Source organism: Catenuloplanes japonicus, assembly GCF_000717135.1.
GTDB lineage: Bacteria > Actinomycetota > Actinomycetes > Mycobacteriales > Micromonosporaceae > Catenuloplanes > Catenuloplanes japonicus.
On the sequence record NZ_JNXY01000009.1, the window covers coordinates 13,977 to 29,076 of the forward strand.

The 15,100-nt window shown below is 69.4% G+C and carries 11 protein-coding genes; 6 read left to right on the forward strand and 5 right to left on the reverse strand.

Translation table 11 applies throughout. From position 1 onward, the window contains the following. Positions 1-3: 3 nt before the first annotated feature. The 3 genes from OP04_RS15050 to OP04_RS15060 are packed head-to-tail and all read right to left on the reverse strand — an operon-like array spanning position 4 to position 1,720. On the reverse strand, positions 4-216 hold the full coding sequence (locus tag OP04_RS15050; protein ID WP_033340311.1) for a hypervirulence associated TUDOR domain-containing protein: 213 nt from the start codon (positions 214-216) through the stop codon (positions 4-6). Positions 217-245: 29 nt separating this feature from the next. Continuing rightward, positions 246-872 carry a Uma2 family endonuclease gene (locus OP04_RS15055; RefSeq protein WP_232323598.1) on the reverse strand — a complete coding sequence of 209 codons (627 nt, stop codon included), beginning with the start codon at positions 870-872 and terminating at the stop codon, positions 246-248. 29 nt (positions 873-901) lie between these two features. After that, positions 902-1,720, reverse strand: coding sequence for a class I SAM-dependent methyltransferase (locus tag OP04_RS15060; protein ID WP_033340312.1), 819 nt, complete (start codon positions 1,718-1,720; stop codon positions 902-904). Positions 1,721-2,083: 363 nt separating this feature from the next. Between OP04_RS15060 and rpsA the strand changes: the two genes are divergently transcribed. Further along, entirely contained in the window at positions 2,084-3,598 is a 1,515-nt protein-coding gene (gene rpsA / locus OP04_RS15065; RefSeq protein WP_033340313.1) for a 30S ribosomal protein S1, read from the forward strand. A gap of 66 nt (positions 3,599-3,664) precedes the next feature. Next, positions 3,665-4,285 (forward strand): dephospho-CoA kinase, encoded by a 621-nt coding sequence (gene coaE, locus OP04_RS15070; protein WP_085066481.1) that lies wholly within the window; start codon positions 3,665-3,667, stop codon positions 4,283-4,285. On the opposite strand, the gene OP04_RS15075 is transcribed toward coaE, so the two are convergent. After that, entirely contained in the window at positions 4,242-5,666 is a 1,425-nt protein-coding gene (locus tag OP04_RS15075; RefSeq protein WP_033340314.1) for a hypothetical protein, read from the reverse strand. The two genes, coaE and OP04_RS15075, sit on opposite strands and share 44 nt — an antisense overlap. A gap of 329 nt (positions 5,667-5,995) precedes the next feature. Here OP04_RS15075 and uvrB point away from each other — a divergent pair, with 329 nt between their 5' ends. The 3 genes from uvrB (at position 5,996) to OP04_RS51760 (ending at position 10,876) form a co-directional block, all read left to right on the forward strand. Then, entirely contained in the window at positions 5,996-8,131 is a 2,136-nt protein-coding gene (gene uvrB, locus OP04_RS15080; protein WP_033340315.1) for an excinuclease ABC subunit UvrB, read from the forward strand. A gap of 1,637 nt (positions 8,132-9,768) precedes the next feature. Next, positions 9,769-10,686 carry a helix-turn-helix domain-containing protein gene (locus OP04_RS15085; RefSeq protein ID WP_063746609.1) on the forward strand — a complete coding sequence of 306 codons (918 nt, stop codon included), beginning with the start codon at positions 9,769-9,771 and terminating at the stop codon, positions 10,684-10,686. A gap of 13 nt (positions 10,687-10,699) precedes the next feature. Further along, on the forward strand, positions 10,700-10,876 hold the full coding sequence (locus tag OP04_RS51760; protein ID WP_085066482.1) for a DUF397 domain-containing protein: 177 nt from the start codon (positions 10,700-10,702) through the stop codon (positions 10,874-10,876). A gap of 44 nt (positions 10,877-10,920) precedes the next feature. On the opposite strand, the gene OP04_RS15090 is transcribed toward OP04_RS51760, so the two are convergent. After that, complete coding sequence (locus tag OP04_RS15090; RefSeq protein WP_033340316.1) at positions 10,921-11,214, reverse strand: antibiotic biosynthesis monooxygenase family protein; 294 nt, start codon at positions 11,212-11,214, stop codon at positions 10,921-10,923. A 375-nt stretch (positions 11,215-11,589) separates the two neighbouring features. On the opposite strand from OP04_RS15090, the gene OP04_RS15095 reads away from it, so the two are divergent. Continuing rightward, the gene (locus OP04_RS15095) at positions 11,590-12,576 is read left to right on the forward strand and encodes a TerC family protein (RefSeq protein ID WP_408606759.1); all 987 of its coding nucleotides are present in this window, start codon (positions 11,590-11,592) and stop codon (positions 12,574-12,576) included. Positions 12,577-15,100 lie beyond the last annotated feature (2,524 nt).

Here is a 15,100-nt window from a genome sequence, read left to right on the forward strand (position 1 = left end):
CCTTTACTCCGGGTGGAGGGCGCCGGGCTTGTGCACGGCGTCCTTCCCCGTCTTGTCGCTGGTCACCCGGTACTGCGGCGCGCCGGGCGAGGCGGCGACGGTCCGGCCCGCGGTCCCGGTCCGTTCGGTGATCTTCCGCTCGACGGTCCCGCGCACGGTCTCGCCGTGCGACCGCCAGCTGACCTTCTGTCCCCTGCGCAAGCTTTTACCGGCCATGACCGGCGGTTACCCGGTCCGGGCGACGACTAACGCTTACCGCGTGGGCGGCGGACGATCTCCGAGATCGGGAACTCGATCGGGAACGGCTGCTCTACCTTGATCAGCGTGTCGCTGTCGGCCACCAGCTCGTATTCGCGCAGGCCGGGGCGACGCGCGGGCTCGCGGAGCTGGTAGGCGAAGATGTGCAGCGGGTCCCGCTCGATGCGCCAGTAGCAGGGGATGCCGGCCGCCGCGTACTCACCGGGTTTGGCGAAACGGTCGGTGGTCTTGGTGCTCGGCGACACGACCTCGATCGCCAGGACCACGTCCGCGGGCATCGCATAGTTCGTGTTGTCGTCGACGGCGTCGTCGTAGCAGACGAGGACGTCGGGTTGCCGGGTGTGACCGGGCCCGACCGCGACGCCCAGATCGGCGTAGGCGAAGAACTCGTCCGGCGCGTGACCGTAGAACCAGTTGCACAGCATGGTGGCGATGGTCTGGTGGCCGGAGTTGGCCGAGGGAACCACGTGGATGACGCCGTCAACGAGCTCGACGCGCGGTGCGTCGGGGGGAAGATTGAGCAGGTCTTGGAGCGTGTAGTTGGCGAGGGCCTGACGCACGGGGTCCGGCTGCCAGACGGCAGCGGCGTGCGGTTCGATCGGCTCAGCGCTCACGGGCGCAAGCTTAATGCGTACCCCCTAGATCATGTGTTGTGTGGTTTGTCGGCGATGAAGATGGCGGTGCCGGGGAAGAGACGGCCGCGCAGCGGGCTCCACTGGCCCCAGATGTTGTCGTGGCCCTCGGGCCACTCCGGCTCCACCAGGTCGCGCAGGACGAAGCCGGCGGCGCGCAGCTCGCGGATGCGGTCGCCGAGCGTGCGGTGCTGCTCGACGTAGGTGGGCTCGCCGTCGACGTTCTCCTCGACGTAGGGGCGGCGGTCGAAGTACGAGTGGACGGCGCGCAGCCCGCCCTCGCCCGGGTCGTCGAGGAAGATCCAGCGCATCGGGTGGGTGACGCTGAACGCCCACAGGCCGCCGGGACGCAGCACGCGGAAGACCTCGCGGTGCGCGGCGGCGGAGTCGGCCACGAACGGGATCGCGCCGAACGCGGTGCAGACGATGTCGAACGCGCCGTCGGTGAACGGGAGCGCGAGCGCGTCCGCCTGGACCAGCGGCGCCGCGATGCCGGTCCGCGCGTTGCCGGCGGCGGCGTGCCGGAGCATGCCGGCGGACAGGTCGAGCGCGGCCACGGACGCGCCCTGCGACGCGAGCCAGCGGGCGCCGGCCGCGGCACCGGCGCCGAGCTCGAGCACGCGGCGGCCGGAGACGTCGCCGAGCAGCCGTGCGTCGGCCTCGCGCAGACCCTCGGGGCACCAGACGAGGTCGGCCGCGCCCAGGAACTCGCCGTGCTCGGCCTGGTAGTCGTCGGCGTCGATGTCCCACCAGTGCCGGCTGGCGCGGCGGCTCTCGTCGTCGGTCACGTCCCGGCGGGTGACCTCGGTGCCGATCTCGACGCCGTCCATGGGTTCGCTCACCAGCGGGAGGCTACTTCCGGGGCCCGGGACCGGTGTGACAGGGGTGACATCCGGGACTTTACGGGGCGTTTGACGGCCAATCTGAGGTCCGTCTCGGTTCGGACGGCGGGAGGGCTTGCACGCTGTGGTAATGCACAGGGTAAGCTAGTCGATGCGCTCGCGGATCGTGTGCCTCGGCAGGGAGCAGGTCCGCGGTCGGCTGTTTCAGTAGGCCCCGTTGCAGCAGTGAAACTCGCATGCTTGTCGTTCTCCGTATGCCGTCCACTGCCCCGGATGTCCCGACTGTGCCCGCCGACAGGCCGTGGGCGCAAGCACCAGCCGCGACACCATCCGTTCGGAGCAACTGTCCACATGACGAGCAGCATCGAGGCCACCTCGAGCGCCAACCGGGTCACCATCGACGACCTCGGCAGCGAGGAGGCATTCCTCGCCGCGATCGATGAGACCATCAAGTACTTCAACGACGGCGACATTGTCGAAGGAACCGTCGTTAAGGTCGACCGGGATGAAGTCCTGCTCGACATCGGCTACAAGACCGAGGGCGTCATCCCCTCGCGCGAGTTGTCGATCAAGCACGACGTGGACCCCGCGGAAGTGGTGTCGGTCGGTGACCACATCGAGGCCCTCGTCCTCCAGAAGGAGGACAAGGAGGGTCGTCTGATCCTCTCGAAGAAGCGTGCGCAGTACGAGCGTGCGTGGGGCACCATCGAGAAGATCAAGGACGAGGACGGCGTCGTTCGCGGCTCCGTCATCGAGGTGGTCAAGGGCGGCCTGATCCTCGACATCGGGCTCCGGGGCTTCCTCCCGGCCTCGCTGGTCGAGATGCGGCGCGTCCGCGACCTCCAGCCCTACGTGGGCCGCGAGCTGGAAGCGAAGATCATAGAGCTGGACAAGAACCGCAACAACGTGGTTCTTTCCCGCCGCGCCTGGCTCGAGCAGACCCAGTCCGAGGTGCGCACCGAGTTCCTCAACAAGCTGCAGAAGGGACAGGTCCGCAAGGGCGTTGTCTCCTCGATCGTCAACTTCGGTGCCTTCGTGGACCTGGGCGGCGTCGACGGCCTGGTGCACGTCTCGGAGCTGTCCTGGAAGCACATCGACCACCCGTCCGAGGTCGTCGAGGTCGGCCAGGAGGTCGAGGTCGAGGTCCTGGACGTCGACCTGGACCGCGAGCGTGTCTCCCTGTCGCTGAAGGCGACGCAGGAGGACCCGTGGCGTCAGTTCGCCCGCACCCACGCGATCCAGCAGATCGTGCCGGGTAAGGTCACCAAGCTCGTCCCGTTCGGTGCGTTCGTGCGCGTCGACGACGGCATCGAGGGCCTGGTGCACATCTCCGAGCTGGCCGAGCGCCACGTGGAGATCCCGGAGCAGGTCGTGCAGGTCGGCTCGGACGTGATGGTCAAGGTCATCGACATCGACCTCGAGCGTCGCCGCATCTCGCTGTCGCTGAAGCAGGCCAACGAGGGCTTCGTCGAGGGCGAGGAGCACTTCGACCCGACGCTCTACGGCATGGCTGCCACGTACGACAACGAGGGCAACTACATCTACCCGGAGGGCTTCGACCCGGAGACCGGCGAGTGGATGGAAGGTTTCGACAAGCAGCGCGAGACCTGGGAGACGCAGTACGCCGAGGCGCGGACGCGCTGGGAGGCCCACACCAAGCAGGTCGTGGCCGCCCGCACCGCCGACACCGAGGCCGCTGCGAACGCCGCGGCGGGCATCACCACCTCCACCCCGACGGGTGGCGGCGTGACCAGCTCGTCGTCGTCCTCCTCCACCCCGGCCCGCCAGGCCGAGGAGCCGGCCGGCACGCTGGCCACCGACGAGGCGCTCGCCGCACTGCGGGAGAAGCTCGCCGGCGGTAAGTAAGCCGTTGTAAGACCCTGAGAGCCCCGGCCGCGGACGCGCGGCCGGGGCTCTTGCTATGTTGCGGCCATGCTTTCAGTGGGACTGACCGGTGGCATCGGCGCGGGCAAGTCCGCCATCTCGGCCCGGCTCGCCGCGCTCGGCGCGATCGTCATCGACTCCGACCTGCTGGCCCGCGAGGCGGTCGGGCCCGGCACGGACGGCCTGGCCGAGCTGGTGGCGCTGTTCGGCGACCGCATCCTGCTCCCGGACGGCACGCTCGACCGGGCCGCGCTCGGCACGATCGTCTTCGCCGACGCGGACGCCCGCCGCAGCATGGAGCACGTCATCCACCCGCGGGTCCGGGCCCGCAGCGCCGAGCTGGCCGACGCCGCGCCGGACGACGCGATCGTGGTGCACGACGTGCCGCTGCTGGTCGAGTCCGGGCTCGCCCCGCTCTACCAGCTGGTCGTGGTGGTCGAGGCGCCGGAGGCGGTCCGGATCGCGCGCCTGACCCGCGACCGCGGACTGACCGAGGAGGCAGCCCGCGCCCGGTTCGCGGCCCAGGCCACGGACGCGCAGCGCCGCGCGGTCGCGGACGTGGTGATCAGCAACGCGGGCACCCGCGAGGAGCTGACCGCGGCCGTCGACGCACTCTGGGACCGGCTCAGGGAAGCCGCGGCAGATCCGGCACGTCTCCGTCCGGCGTGAGGTCCAGCTGGGCGTACCCGGAGGCGCGCGTCAGCAGTTCCACCCGCCGCAGCACGCCGTCCGCGCCGACCCAGTAACGCATCCGGGCGTGCCCCGGGGCCGCGCCGGACTCCTCCGCCTTCGGGATCTCGAACACGCCGACCGCGACGCCGTTCACCGTGTCGTCGCGCAGGTGCCGGGCGGTCTCGCGGAGCACGGACGGCTTCCCGCGCCCGTCGCCGCCCAGCGCCATCGCCTCGGTCAGCAGCAGGTCCAGGTCGAAGCCGCCCAGCTTGTCACCCCGCTCCGCCCACGGCGTGCTGGTCCACTTCCCGCGCGGCGCCTGCAGCGGCGGCAGCTGCCATCCGGCCGCGTCGTCCGGGACCGGGCGCGTCGACACCGTGGACGAGGTGGCCAGCAGCAACTCGGCCGGCGCCTCGCCACCGGTCGTGCGCAGCAGCAGGTAGGCGCGCATCCGCTCCCAGTCCAGCCAGCCCTCGCCGCGGCGCAGCGTGCCGTCCCGGGCGGGCAGCGCCATCGAGATCCGGCCCCCGCCCGCGCGCAGGTCCGCCACGCGCAGGCCGGCCAGCAGCTTCGCCTCGTCCGCGGTGACCGCGCGGGGCGTGATCGGCGCGCCGCCGAACGCGGGCACCGCGCCGAAGCCGGTCCGCTCACCGCGCCGCAGCCCGATCTCCACCTTCAGGTCGCCGGGCAGCGTGGCCGCCATCTTCCGCAGGCCGCCGTCCCGGGCCAGCCAGTAGCGGACCGCGCCTCCCATGTCCGTGAGGCGCTGCTGCGGCGCGTCCTGCGTCGGCGGGACCGCGGGCCCGAGGAAGACGTCGACCACGTCGCCGTCCTGCTCGTCCGAGGAGAGCCAGCGGGAATCGCCGGCGCGCAGCGTCTCGGCCGCGTCCGGGCGGGTCGCGGACGCTCCGAAGAGGAGGTTCAGCACCCCGTCCATGGAGCTGGTGGCGTCGGAGGTGTCGTTGCCCGGCACCACGGCCCGTACCCGCCACTCACCGGCCGGCGGATCCGTCGGCGGTGGCCCGTTGCCGGCCTGCCCGCCGCCCGCGCTGCCCGGCTCGGTTATCGTCGCCACCAGGCCCGGCACGGCCTGGATCAGCGCGGACGCGGCGCCGGGCCGGGTGATGCGCAGGTAGGCCAGCTGCCGCTGCCAGTCCACCCACCCCTCGGCACGCAGCTGGGTGCCGATCGTGGCGGTCACGCCCGCGGCGCCGTCCGTGTGGTTGCGCACCCGCATGCCGGCCAGCCGTTCCGCCTCCGCGGCGGACAGCGGGCGGGCGGCCGGGGCGCTGCCGGCCGGGGCGCACGAGCCGAGACCGCCCAGGAGACCGGCCGCTCCGCTGCCGACCAGACCGACCAGGGACAGCAGCGTGATCACGCGCCGTTTCATGCTGATGGGGGAGGAGTCGCTCACACCAGATGTGAACGAGCGAGCCAGCGCTCGGGCGCGCTCGCGGCGACCGGTCTGCGCCATCGGCGCCACCGCACGGAGCGCGCTCACCGGGTGATGAACCCGTGGCTGCAACCCCTTGTGCGCCGGTCGAGCGGCCGGTGTGGGGGCCGCGTCGATCCCGGACGGCCGCCGCGAGCGGCCTACCGGTTCACGGTAGACCCGTTCGGGTACGCCACACAATCGTAATATTGAAGCTGATCGAGCACTGGGCGTGACGGGGAAAGTTGTCGGACCCCGGGCGTACCGTGGGGGTCATGGCGCTCGACATCCCGCGGCTCGACAACCGATTCCAGGTCATCAGCGACTTCGTGCCCTCCGGCGACCAGCCGGCGGCCATCGACGCGCTGGAGCGCCGGGTGCGCGACGGCGAGCGTCACAGCGTGCTGCTCGGCGCGACCGGCACCGGCAAGAGCGCCACCACCGCCTGGCTGGTCGAGCGCCTGCAGCGCCCCACGCTGGTGCTGGCGCACAACAAGACGCTCTGCGCGCAGCTGGCCAAGGAGTTCCGCGAGCTGCTGCCGAACAACGCGGTCGAATACTTCGTGTCGTATTACGACTACTACCAGCCCGAGGCGTACATCCCGCAGACCGACACATATATCGAGAAGGACTCGTCGGTCAACGAGGAGGTCGAGCGGCTGCGGCACTCCGCCACCATGTCGCTGCTGACCCGCCGCGACGTGATCGTGGTCGCGACCGTCTCCGCGATCTACGGCCTGGGCACCCCGCAGGAATACCTCGAGCGCGCCGCCCGCGTCTCCGTCGGCGAGGAGATCGACCGCGACAAGCTGCTGCGCCGCCTCGTCGAGATTCAGTACACGCGCAACGACATGGCCTTCAACCGTGGCACGTTCCGGGTGCGCGGCGACACGCTGGAGATCATCCCGGCGTACGAGGAGCTGGCGCTGCGCATCGAGCTCTTCGGCGACGAGGTGGAGAAGATCTCCTACCTGCACCCGCTCACCGGCGACGTGGTCCGCGAGGTCCCGTCCGCGCTGATCTTCCCGGCCAGCCACTACGCCACCGGCGCCGAGCGCATGGAGCGCGCGATCGGCGACATCGAGGCGGAGCTGGCCGAGCGGCTCGCCGAGCTCGAGCGGCAGAACAAGCTGCTGGAGGCGCAGCGGCTGCGCATGCGCACCAACTACGACCTGGAGATGATGAAGCAGGTCGGCTTCTGCAACGGCATCGAGAACTACTCGATGCACATCGACGGCCGGCTGCCCGGCAGCCCGCCGCACTGCCTGCTCGACTACTTCCCGGACGACTTCCTCACCGTCATCGACGAGTCGCACCAGACGATCCCGCAGATCGGCGGCATGTTCGAGGGCGACGCGTCCCGCAAGCGCATGCTGATCGACCACGGCTTCCGGCTGCCGTCCGCCGGCGACAACCGGCCGCTGCGCTTCGACGAGTTCCTGGAGCGGGTCGGCCAGATGGTCTTCCTCTCCGCCACGCCCGGCAACTGGGAGCTGGAGCAGGCCCAGGGCGAGTTCGTCGAGCAGGTCATCCGGCCGACCGGCCTGGTCGACCCCGAGGTCGTGATCAAGCCGACCAAGGGCCAGATCGACGACCTGATGCACGAGATCAAGCTGCGCACCGAGCGCGACGAGCGGGTCCTGGTCACCACGCTCACCAAGAAGATGTCCGAGGATCTGACGGATTACCTGCTGGAGCACGGCATTCGCGTGCGCTACCTGCACTCCGAAGTGGACACGTTGCGTCGCGTCGAGCTGCTGCGCGAGCTGCGCAAGGGCGACTACGACGTGTTGGTCGGCATCAACCTGCTCCGTGAGGGCCTCGACCTGCCCGAGGTGTCCCTGGTCGCGATCCTGGATGCGGACAAGGAGGGCTTCCTGCGCTCCGGCACCTCGCTGATCCAGACGATCGGCCGCGCCGCGCGAAACGTCTCCGGCCAGGTCCACATGTATGCGGACAAGATCACGCCCTCGATGCGGCTCGCGATCGACGAGACGGACCGGCGCCGGGCCAAGCAGGTGGCGTACAACGAGGCGCACGGCCTCTCCCCGCAGCCGCTGCGCAAGAAGATCCACGACATCCTCGACGACATCTACCGCGAGGCGGAGGACACCGAGTCCGCGCTCGGCGGCCACGGCCCCGGCGGCCACATCGTCGGCGGCGCCGGCCGCCAGATGTCCCGCGGCAAGGCACCTGTCCCGGAGACCCGATCCAAGGGTGGCAAGGGGTCGGCCGCGCCCGCCCGCGCCGGCATGGCCCGCGCCGAGCTCACCGACCTCATCCAGAGCCTCAACGACCAGATGCTCGGCGCCGCCCGCGAGCTCCAGTTCGAGCTGGCCGCCCGCATCCGCGACGAGATCAACGAACTCAAGAAGGAGCTCCGCGGCATGGACGCCGCCGGCGTGAAGTAGGCCCCCTTCAGATCCAGAGCAAGATCCAATTCATTTTCCCGCTTCCGGCGTGGTCCGGCAGCGTTGCTCCCGCGGGCAAACCTCGCCGTGCACCAAGACTCCGCTGGCGCTCCGCTTGCCTCCCGGCATCGGAGCCGGTTCCGCGCGGCTCGGGAAAGAGCACGCGGCTCCCGCCGCACTTACGCCGCCCGACGCGCGTCCCGCTTCGCGCGCCTGAGGGTGCGTTGAGTGCTCCGTGCGGTGCTCCGGTGCCGGAGTCGATTCCGCGGGGCGCGGGGAGGGGCGCGCTGCTGCTGGCTGTGGTGGCGTGGACAACGTGACCGCGACGCGGCAGTTGACCGGCGACGACTTCGCGGGGGACCCGAGCCACACGGTCACGTTGATCGAGGCACGGGCGCGGGGCGGTGCGCGGCTTTCCGCTGTGCTGGAAGGCCGATCGAGGGTGGCCGCTTTGCGCGCCTCGGGTGCTCCAGGCACCGTTCGAGGGCTGTGCTGGGCGCAGCACCGGTGTAGGAGTGCGCCGGTGCTGCGCGGTGCGGGAACCGCGCTGCCGTCGGGTGTTTGAGGTGCCGGCTGGGGCTGCGTGGGCGTCGCCGGGCATAGGAGCACCGGTGCCGCGCGGTGCGGGAACCGCGCAGCCGCCGGGTGTGTGAGGCGCCGTGAGGTGCGGTGTGGCGCTGTGCGGGGTACCCCGCCCGGGATGGGAGCGCCGGGGCTCGGCTCGGGAACCGGGCTGCCGCCGGGTGCTCCAGGCGCCGGCGGGGCTGGGCTGGGTGTCGCCCGGCATTGGAGCACTGGTGCTGCGCGGTTCGGGAATCGCGCTGCCGTCGGGTGGTGCCACCGCGGATCGCCGACCGGCCGAAGGGCGTGCGGGCTCCGTCGGGCTCGCGATGATCGAGGCGGACTGTGTGTTGTCGTGCGGTGGGGGTGACGGTGCGGGCGGGTCTTTGGGGTGAGCCGGTGTGGCGCGGGAGTGGAAGGGAGGAGCGCCAGCGACGACCGGTGCCCGCGGGAGCGTGCGGACCGCAACCACCGCGAAGTGGGAAGATCTGTTCTTGAGGTCTTGAACCTTGTTTTTTCCTGATTCTGACGATGGCTTGCCGGCCGAAACGCGGCCGAGGGCGCCTCGATCAACGCTCTGGTTCTTGTGCTGTGACGGAACGTAGGCGGCTGATGTGACGCTACGGCATCGCACGCGAGGCGATTTGCGGTGATTTGTTCCTGCACGTGCAGCGGCACCTGCCGTCGCAGGGGATAATGCAGAATCCTTCATGGACAGTTTGTTTGTGCAGGTCACCCGCACGGGTGAGGGCGGTTGGGTTTACGGTCATTAACGCCGATTCGCCGTTTCGCGCGCACTATGTGGATCAACAACTTTCCGTGCCGGGCGCGGCGGCCTCCGAGCCGCTGCGTCACGCCTCGAAATCGGTCGCCGATGGAGTTCATCAATGCATAATGTTGCAGGTCGGGCGCATGGTGGACCTGCCGGGCGGCGTTACCGCACATGGCCGGGAAGTGCCACGCCGGGATGTGCGAATCGCTAAACATGCGATGTGGACTGTCTTATTGCGGATGGCTACCGGAACGTTGCTGGCTGTAATCTCCTTCTCGCCACGACGTCGGCGCCGGGAGATCCAATGCCACCCCCCAAAAGTCCTACGGTTCGTCGACTGCGTCTGGGCACGGAGCTGCGCCAGCTGCGGCGGACCGCCGCCCTCACCCTGGAGCAGGTCTGTGACCGGCTCGGATGGGCCTCGACCTCGAAACTGTCCCGGATCGAGCTGGGCCAGAGCCGGCCCGATCTGGCCGACATCATGGACCTGCTCGACGTCTACGACGTGGACGGTCCGCACCGCGACAAGCTCATCGTGATCGCCCGGGACGCCGCCGCCGCTCGCGGCTGGTGGAAGGCGCTCGGCGACATGGGTCCCCGCCAGCGGCGATATGCGGAGCTGGAAACCGGCGCCGCCGACATTTTCGAGTTCCACCAGTACGTGATGCCGGGACTGCTGCAGACCCCCGAGTACGGGCGGGTCCGCGTCCGTTCCGGCCGCGCGCTCTATCCGGCGCTGGACCTGGACGCGGACAGCCGCGCCCGCGCCGCCCGCCACGTGGTGCTGCGCCGGGAGGCCCCGCCGCGGTACGAGGCGATCATCGACGAGTCCGCGTTCCATCGGCAGGTCGCGCCGCCCGAGGTGATGCGCGGCCAGATGCGGCACCTGCTCGCCATGGCCGACCTGCCGAACGTGGTGCTTCGCGTGCTGCCGTTCCGCACCGTGCTGCAGGACGCGTACGTGCCGCACACCGCGTTCTCCGTCTACTCGTTCCCGGATCCGGCCGACCCGCGCACGGTCGTGCTGGAGACCATGAGCGAGGACGTGCACCTGACCGATGACGAGGAGGTGGCGCGCTACCTGCTGGTCGCGGACTGGCTGCGGGCGGCCGCGCTGCCGGAGGAGGAGTCGCGCGCCTTCCTGACCCGGGTGGCCGAGGCTGCCCGGCCGGAGCAGGCGCGGGCGGTCCCCGCGCAGCGCGGGGTCAACGGTGTCGGTTGAGTATGGGGAGGTCATGGACGTGCGTCGAACCGGCTGGGTGAAGAGCAGCCGCAGCCACGCGAACGGGAACTGTGTCGAGGTCGCGGCGGAAGCCGGGACGGTCGCGGTCCGGGACTCGAAGGATCCGGGTCCCCGGCTCCGCTTCGAGGCGCCGGCCTGGCGCGCGTTCCTCGGCAGCGTCACACGCTGAGTACGGTGCGGGAGGGGCGGCCCTCCCGCACCACACGGAGATCGTCAGGCGGGTACGTCGGTGAAGTGCTCCACCCGCGGCGGCCCGGCGAAGAACGGCCCGATCAGCGCACGCCACTGCTGGAACCGGTCCGTCGCCCGGAAGTTCTGCTCGTGCGCGTCGACCGAGTCCCACTCGACCAGCAGCACGAAACGGTCCGGAGTCTCGATGCCCCTGGTCATCCGCACGGAACGGCACCCGGGCGCGCCGGCCAGGATCGGGTGCCCCTTGGCGTACGCGGCCGCGAAGTCGTCCTCGCGCCCCGGCTGAATGTCGATCAACGCAACCTCAAGAACCATGTCCGGCAGTCTCGCACGACCGGAATACCCCTAGCCTCCTAGGACGAATGGCGAAAGGGTGTCGGAGGGCACCGTGACGGACGCCGTATGGATGAGGCACAATTGCGGCCGAAGGAGGGGAGTATTCCCCCTACGGCGGTGTCGTCAGCACGGAACAAGCCCTCACGGGTGGAAGCCCGGCGCCGTCGGTCACGATTCGCGTGCGGATCGTGGCGGAAGAGACCTCCGGACAGTCACATTCAGAGTGTGCGTCGCCGTGCGTGGGTAACACCCTTACATTGAGTCAGGGTTGTGGCCACCGCGGCGAAGTGCTGTGTCTGCCGGAGGATTCCGTTGAACGTACCCCCGTGGGTCTGGGCCGTCACGCTCGGTGTGATGGCAGCCGTCCTGATCATGGACCTGGTCATCATCGGCCGCCGCCCGCACGAACCCAGTGCGCGCGAGTCCGGCATCTGGGTCAGCATCTACGTCTCGCTGGCGCTGCTCTTCGGCGTGGGCGTCTGGGCCTTCGCCGGCCCGACGTACGCCGGGCAGTTCTACACAGGCTGGCTCACCGAGTACAGCCTGTCGGCGGACAACCTGTTCGTCTTCGTGGTCATCATGGGCCGCTTCGCGGTGCCCCGGCAGTACCAGCAGACGGTGCTGCTCGTCGGCATCATCCTGGCGCTGGTCATGCGCGGTGGCTTCATCGCCGCCGGTGCGGCCCTGATCAGCCAGTTCTCCTGGGTGTTCTACATCTTCGGCGCATTCCTCCTCTACACCGCGATCAACTTCGCGCGTGAGGGCCTCGACGAGGAGGCCGAGGACTTCAAGGAGAACGTGCTGATCCGCTGGAGCCGCCGCGCCCTGCCGCTCTCCCCGTCCTTCGACGGCGCCCGCCTCACCACCGTCCACGCCGGCCGCCGCGTCTTCACCCCCATGCTCATCGTCATGATCGCGATCGGCACCACCGACCTGATCTTCGCGCTGGACTCCATCCCCGCGATCTTCGGCATCACCCAGGAGCCCTACCTGGTCTTCACCGCGAACGTCTTCGCGCTGATGGGCCTCATCCAGCTCTACTTCCTCCTGGGCAACCTCCTGGAGCGCCTGGTCTACCTCTCCAAAGGCCTGGCCATCATCCTCGGCTTCATCGGCGTCAAGCTGATCCTCGAGGCCCTCCACGACAACAACCTCCCGTTCCTCAACGGCGGCGAGCACATCGAGTGGGCCCCCGTCATCCCCATCTGGCTCTCCCTCCTCGTCATCCTCGGCACCCTGGTCATCGCCACCGTCCTCAGCCTCGTCAAGAGCGCCGCCGACGACCGCAAGGCCGCCCGCCTCAAGGCCGAGGAAGAAGCAGTCCCGGCCCTCAAGAGCTGACAGCGTCCCGGCCCGAGCTCCCGCAGGCGCTCGGGCCGGTTCCGGAGAAGAGCCCCGCAGATCTAGATTTCCCCCTCCCGGCGTGGTTGCGATCCGCATGCTCCCGTGGGCGCTGTGTTTCCCCGGGGCCCGAGCCCCGGACCCCGCGATGTGCCTGCTTCCGGCGTGGTCGCGATCCGCATGCTCTGCCGGGCGCTCTGCTTCCCCGGGGCCCGAGCCCCGGACCCCACGATGTACCCGCTTCCAGCCTGGTTGCGATCCGCATGCTCCCGCGGGCCAACCTCCGGGGTTCGGAAGACTCCGCTGGCGCTCCGCTTCCGATCCCCGATCGGAGCCGGTCCCGCGCCACACGAACAGCCCACTCCCGCGGGCGGCACCTTACTTCCCCGGCGCCGCCCGCGTCTTCATCCACGTACCTTCGCTACGTGTGTTGCCGCCTGCGCCCGAGGGCCCGCGGCGCTGTTCCGATCCGCTCGAACGCTATTGCACCGAATGGTCCTTTTCGCCCCTGGTGACCTGCGCGGCGGAGTCTGGCCGTGTCGGGCGAGGGCGTCAACGTTTGCCCTGCTGAAGGCGTCGAGGATGCCGTGGGTGCGGGCGGCGGTGAGGTCGTGGGCGCTGCCGGGCAAGGCGGGTGAGGCCAGAGTCAGGTGCCGTGCGTGCTGGCTCAGTCTGGAGGTTCATGCCCTGCCGGCGGTGCTTTCCGGAGCAGTACGGTTCCTGCCCCGCGGCCCGGTCGATCGGTATCAACGTGCCGTCCGGGATTATGTAAAGGAGCCGGCGGCTGTGGCGCGCGGCGGTGACGAGATCGGGTGCCGCGGCTGGCGGGGCGATGGCTTCTTGGACGTAGCGCCAGGCGGTGGGTCAGGTCGATATCGAACCCGGCGGGAGGCGGGCGTAGGTGTCGCAGGCATGCGAGGGCGAGCGTCGCAGGCACGCGGGGGCCGAGCAATGCGAGGTTGCGGGGTGTGAGCCGCCGCCAGCGCGAGCCTTGCTCCCGGCGATGCCGGCGGATGCGGCCGACGAGGTGGTCCGGGACCCGGGCGGACAGGGTGATCGTGGCGGAGCACGACAGCACATGCGAGGCTCCCCGGATCGGGGCATCGGATCTTGGCCGACTGCCGTCTTACTTGAAGCCTCGCACCCATCGATCCCCGGGGCCACCACACCCGCCCCCACCTGCAGAAGGCAGGACGAAAAGGGCTCAATGGCTGAGGGTGTGCAGTATCGCCGCCGAGTTTCGGACGTGTCGCCTTTCTAATAGTCTTTTCGGCTCCCTGATCCGCAACTCGGATCCCCTTTCCTTCGGAGTTTGATCTTGCGAGGGTGTCGTGTTCCGGAAGGCTGCTCTGACTTTTTTGTGGTGGCGCCGGAATGGCAGGCTGGTTTGTCTGTGGCGGTGCCGGAGTGGCGGGTTGCTCTGCCTGCGGTGGTGCCGGAGTGGCAGGTTGGTTTTTCTTTGGTGGCGCTGGAGCGGGCTGGTCTGACGGCGACGACGGCGCCGGTGGTTCGGTGTGAGCTGGCCGGGTGTCTCCCGGAAGTGTGGTGAGGCGGCCGGCGCGGCGGGCGAGCAGCAGCTTCATGGCGTGTCGTTGCGTGATTCCCCATGCGCGATGAACTTCGTGCTTCCGGCGAAACTCGTCAGCCGCAGGAGAATAGCTCCGCGACTTGGTTCGATCACGCATTTCCGCCAGCTGTATCGTGGTGAATAGCTGAAGCTGCCGCATCCATCTATTATCCGCCCGCCCGGCGAGAGTGTCTGCCCCGCGCGCTCCCTGGTATTGCAGATAATGAATAGCTGGATATGTGTGCTCTGGGTGGCAAACTTAATACCGAAAGGATTGACAATTCCGCTATTGGTGAAGAGCTGGAGCGGTCGTTGCTGCGATGAAATCTAGCACTGGCATGACGCTATATGCCGAAATTTCGGGCGCGGAGCGCCCGAAGTGCCTTTAGCCGCTCCGCAACGGCACGCCCCGCCGCCCCGCCGCCCCGCCGCCCCGCGGTCTTGTCGGGCTGCTGGCGTATCGGAATTAATGGCGTGCCGGGTTCTTGCTGTGCCTGGTTGCTGACCTGCGTGATTGTTGGCTGCCTGGTTGCTGTCGAGCCTGGTTGCCGGCCTGTCGGGGGCGTCTGCTTGCGGCCCATTGCTGGGCTTCCGGCATCAGGACGGAGAAGCCGTCAGGCCGCTATTTCCTGAAATTTCGGGCGCGGAGTGCCCGTCGATCGATCAGCTCTGGATCTCAATGTCGAAGTTCAGCAACCTGCCGAGGCGTTTGTTTGTCTGGCGACTGAGCCGGTGGCCTGTCGTCGCCTCGCCTGGGTTGCTGATCTTGCGAGGCTGCTGCCGGTGGCGACACGATCAATCGCAAGCCGCTGCTAACTCTGTCGTCGATGCCGGTTCGTGTGCCCACTTCCGGGAGCCGCGTCTTTCACCGGCCAGCGAGCGAGACTCGCGCCGAGTGGCCTCGCGCCGAGTGGCCTCGCGCCGAGTGGCCTCGCGCCGAGCGAGACTCGCGCCGAG

Coding starts and splice junctions, on each gene's coding strand:
- OP04_RS15050 (WP_033340311.1), bottom strand. CDS start 216: ATGGCCGGTAAAAGCTTGCGCAGGGGACAGAAGGTCAGCTGGCGGTCG.
- OP04_RS15060 (WP_033340312.1), bottom strand. CDS start 1,720: ATGGACGGCGTCGAGATCGGCACCGAGGTCACCCGCCGGGACGTGACC.
- rpsA (WP_033340313.1), top strand. CDS start 2,084: ATGACGAGCAGCATCGAGGCCACCTCGAGCGCCAACCGGGTCACCATC.
- coaE (WP_085066481.1), top strand. CDS start 3,665: ATGCTTTCAGTGGGACTGACCGGTGGCATCGGCGCGGGCAAGTCCGCC.
- uvrB (WP_033340315.1), top strand. CDS start 5,996: ATGGCGCTCGACATCCCGCGGCTCGACAACCGATTCCAGGTCATCAGC.
- OP04_RS15085 (WP_063746609.1), top strand. CDS start 9,769: ATGCCACCCCCCAAAAGTCCTACGGTTCGTCGACTGCGTCTGGGCACG.
- OP04_RS51760 (WP_085066482.1), top strand. CDS start 10,700: ATGGACGTGCGTCGAACCGGCTGGGTGAAGAGCAGCCGCAGCCACGCG.
- OP04_RS15090 (WP_033340316.1), bottom strand. CDS start 11,214: ATGGTTCTTGAGGTTGCGTTGATCGACATTCAGCCGGGGCGCGAGGAC.
- OP04_RS15095 (WP_408606759.1), top strand. CDS start 11,590: ATGGCAGCCGTCCTGATCATGGACCTGGTCATCATCGGCCGCCGCCCG.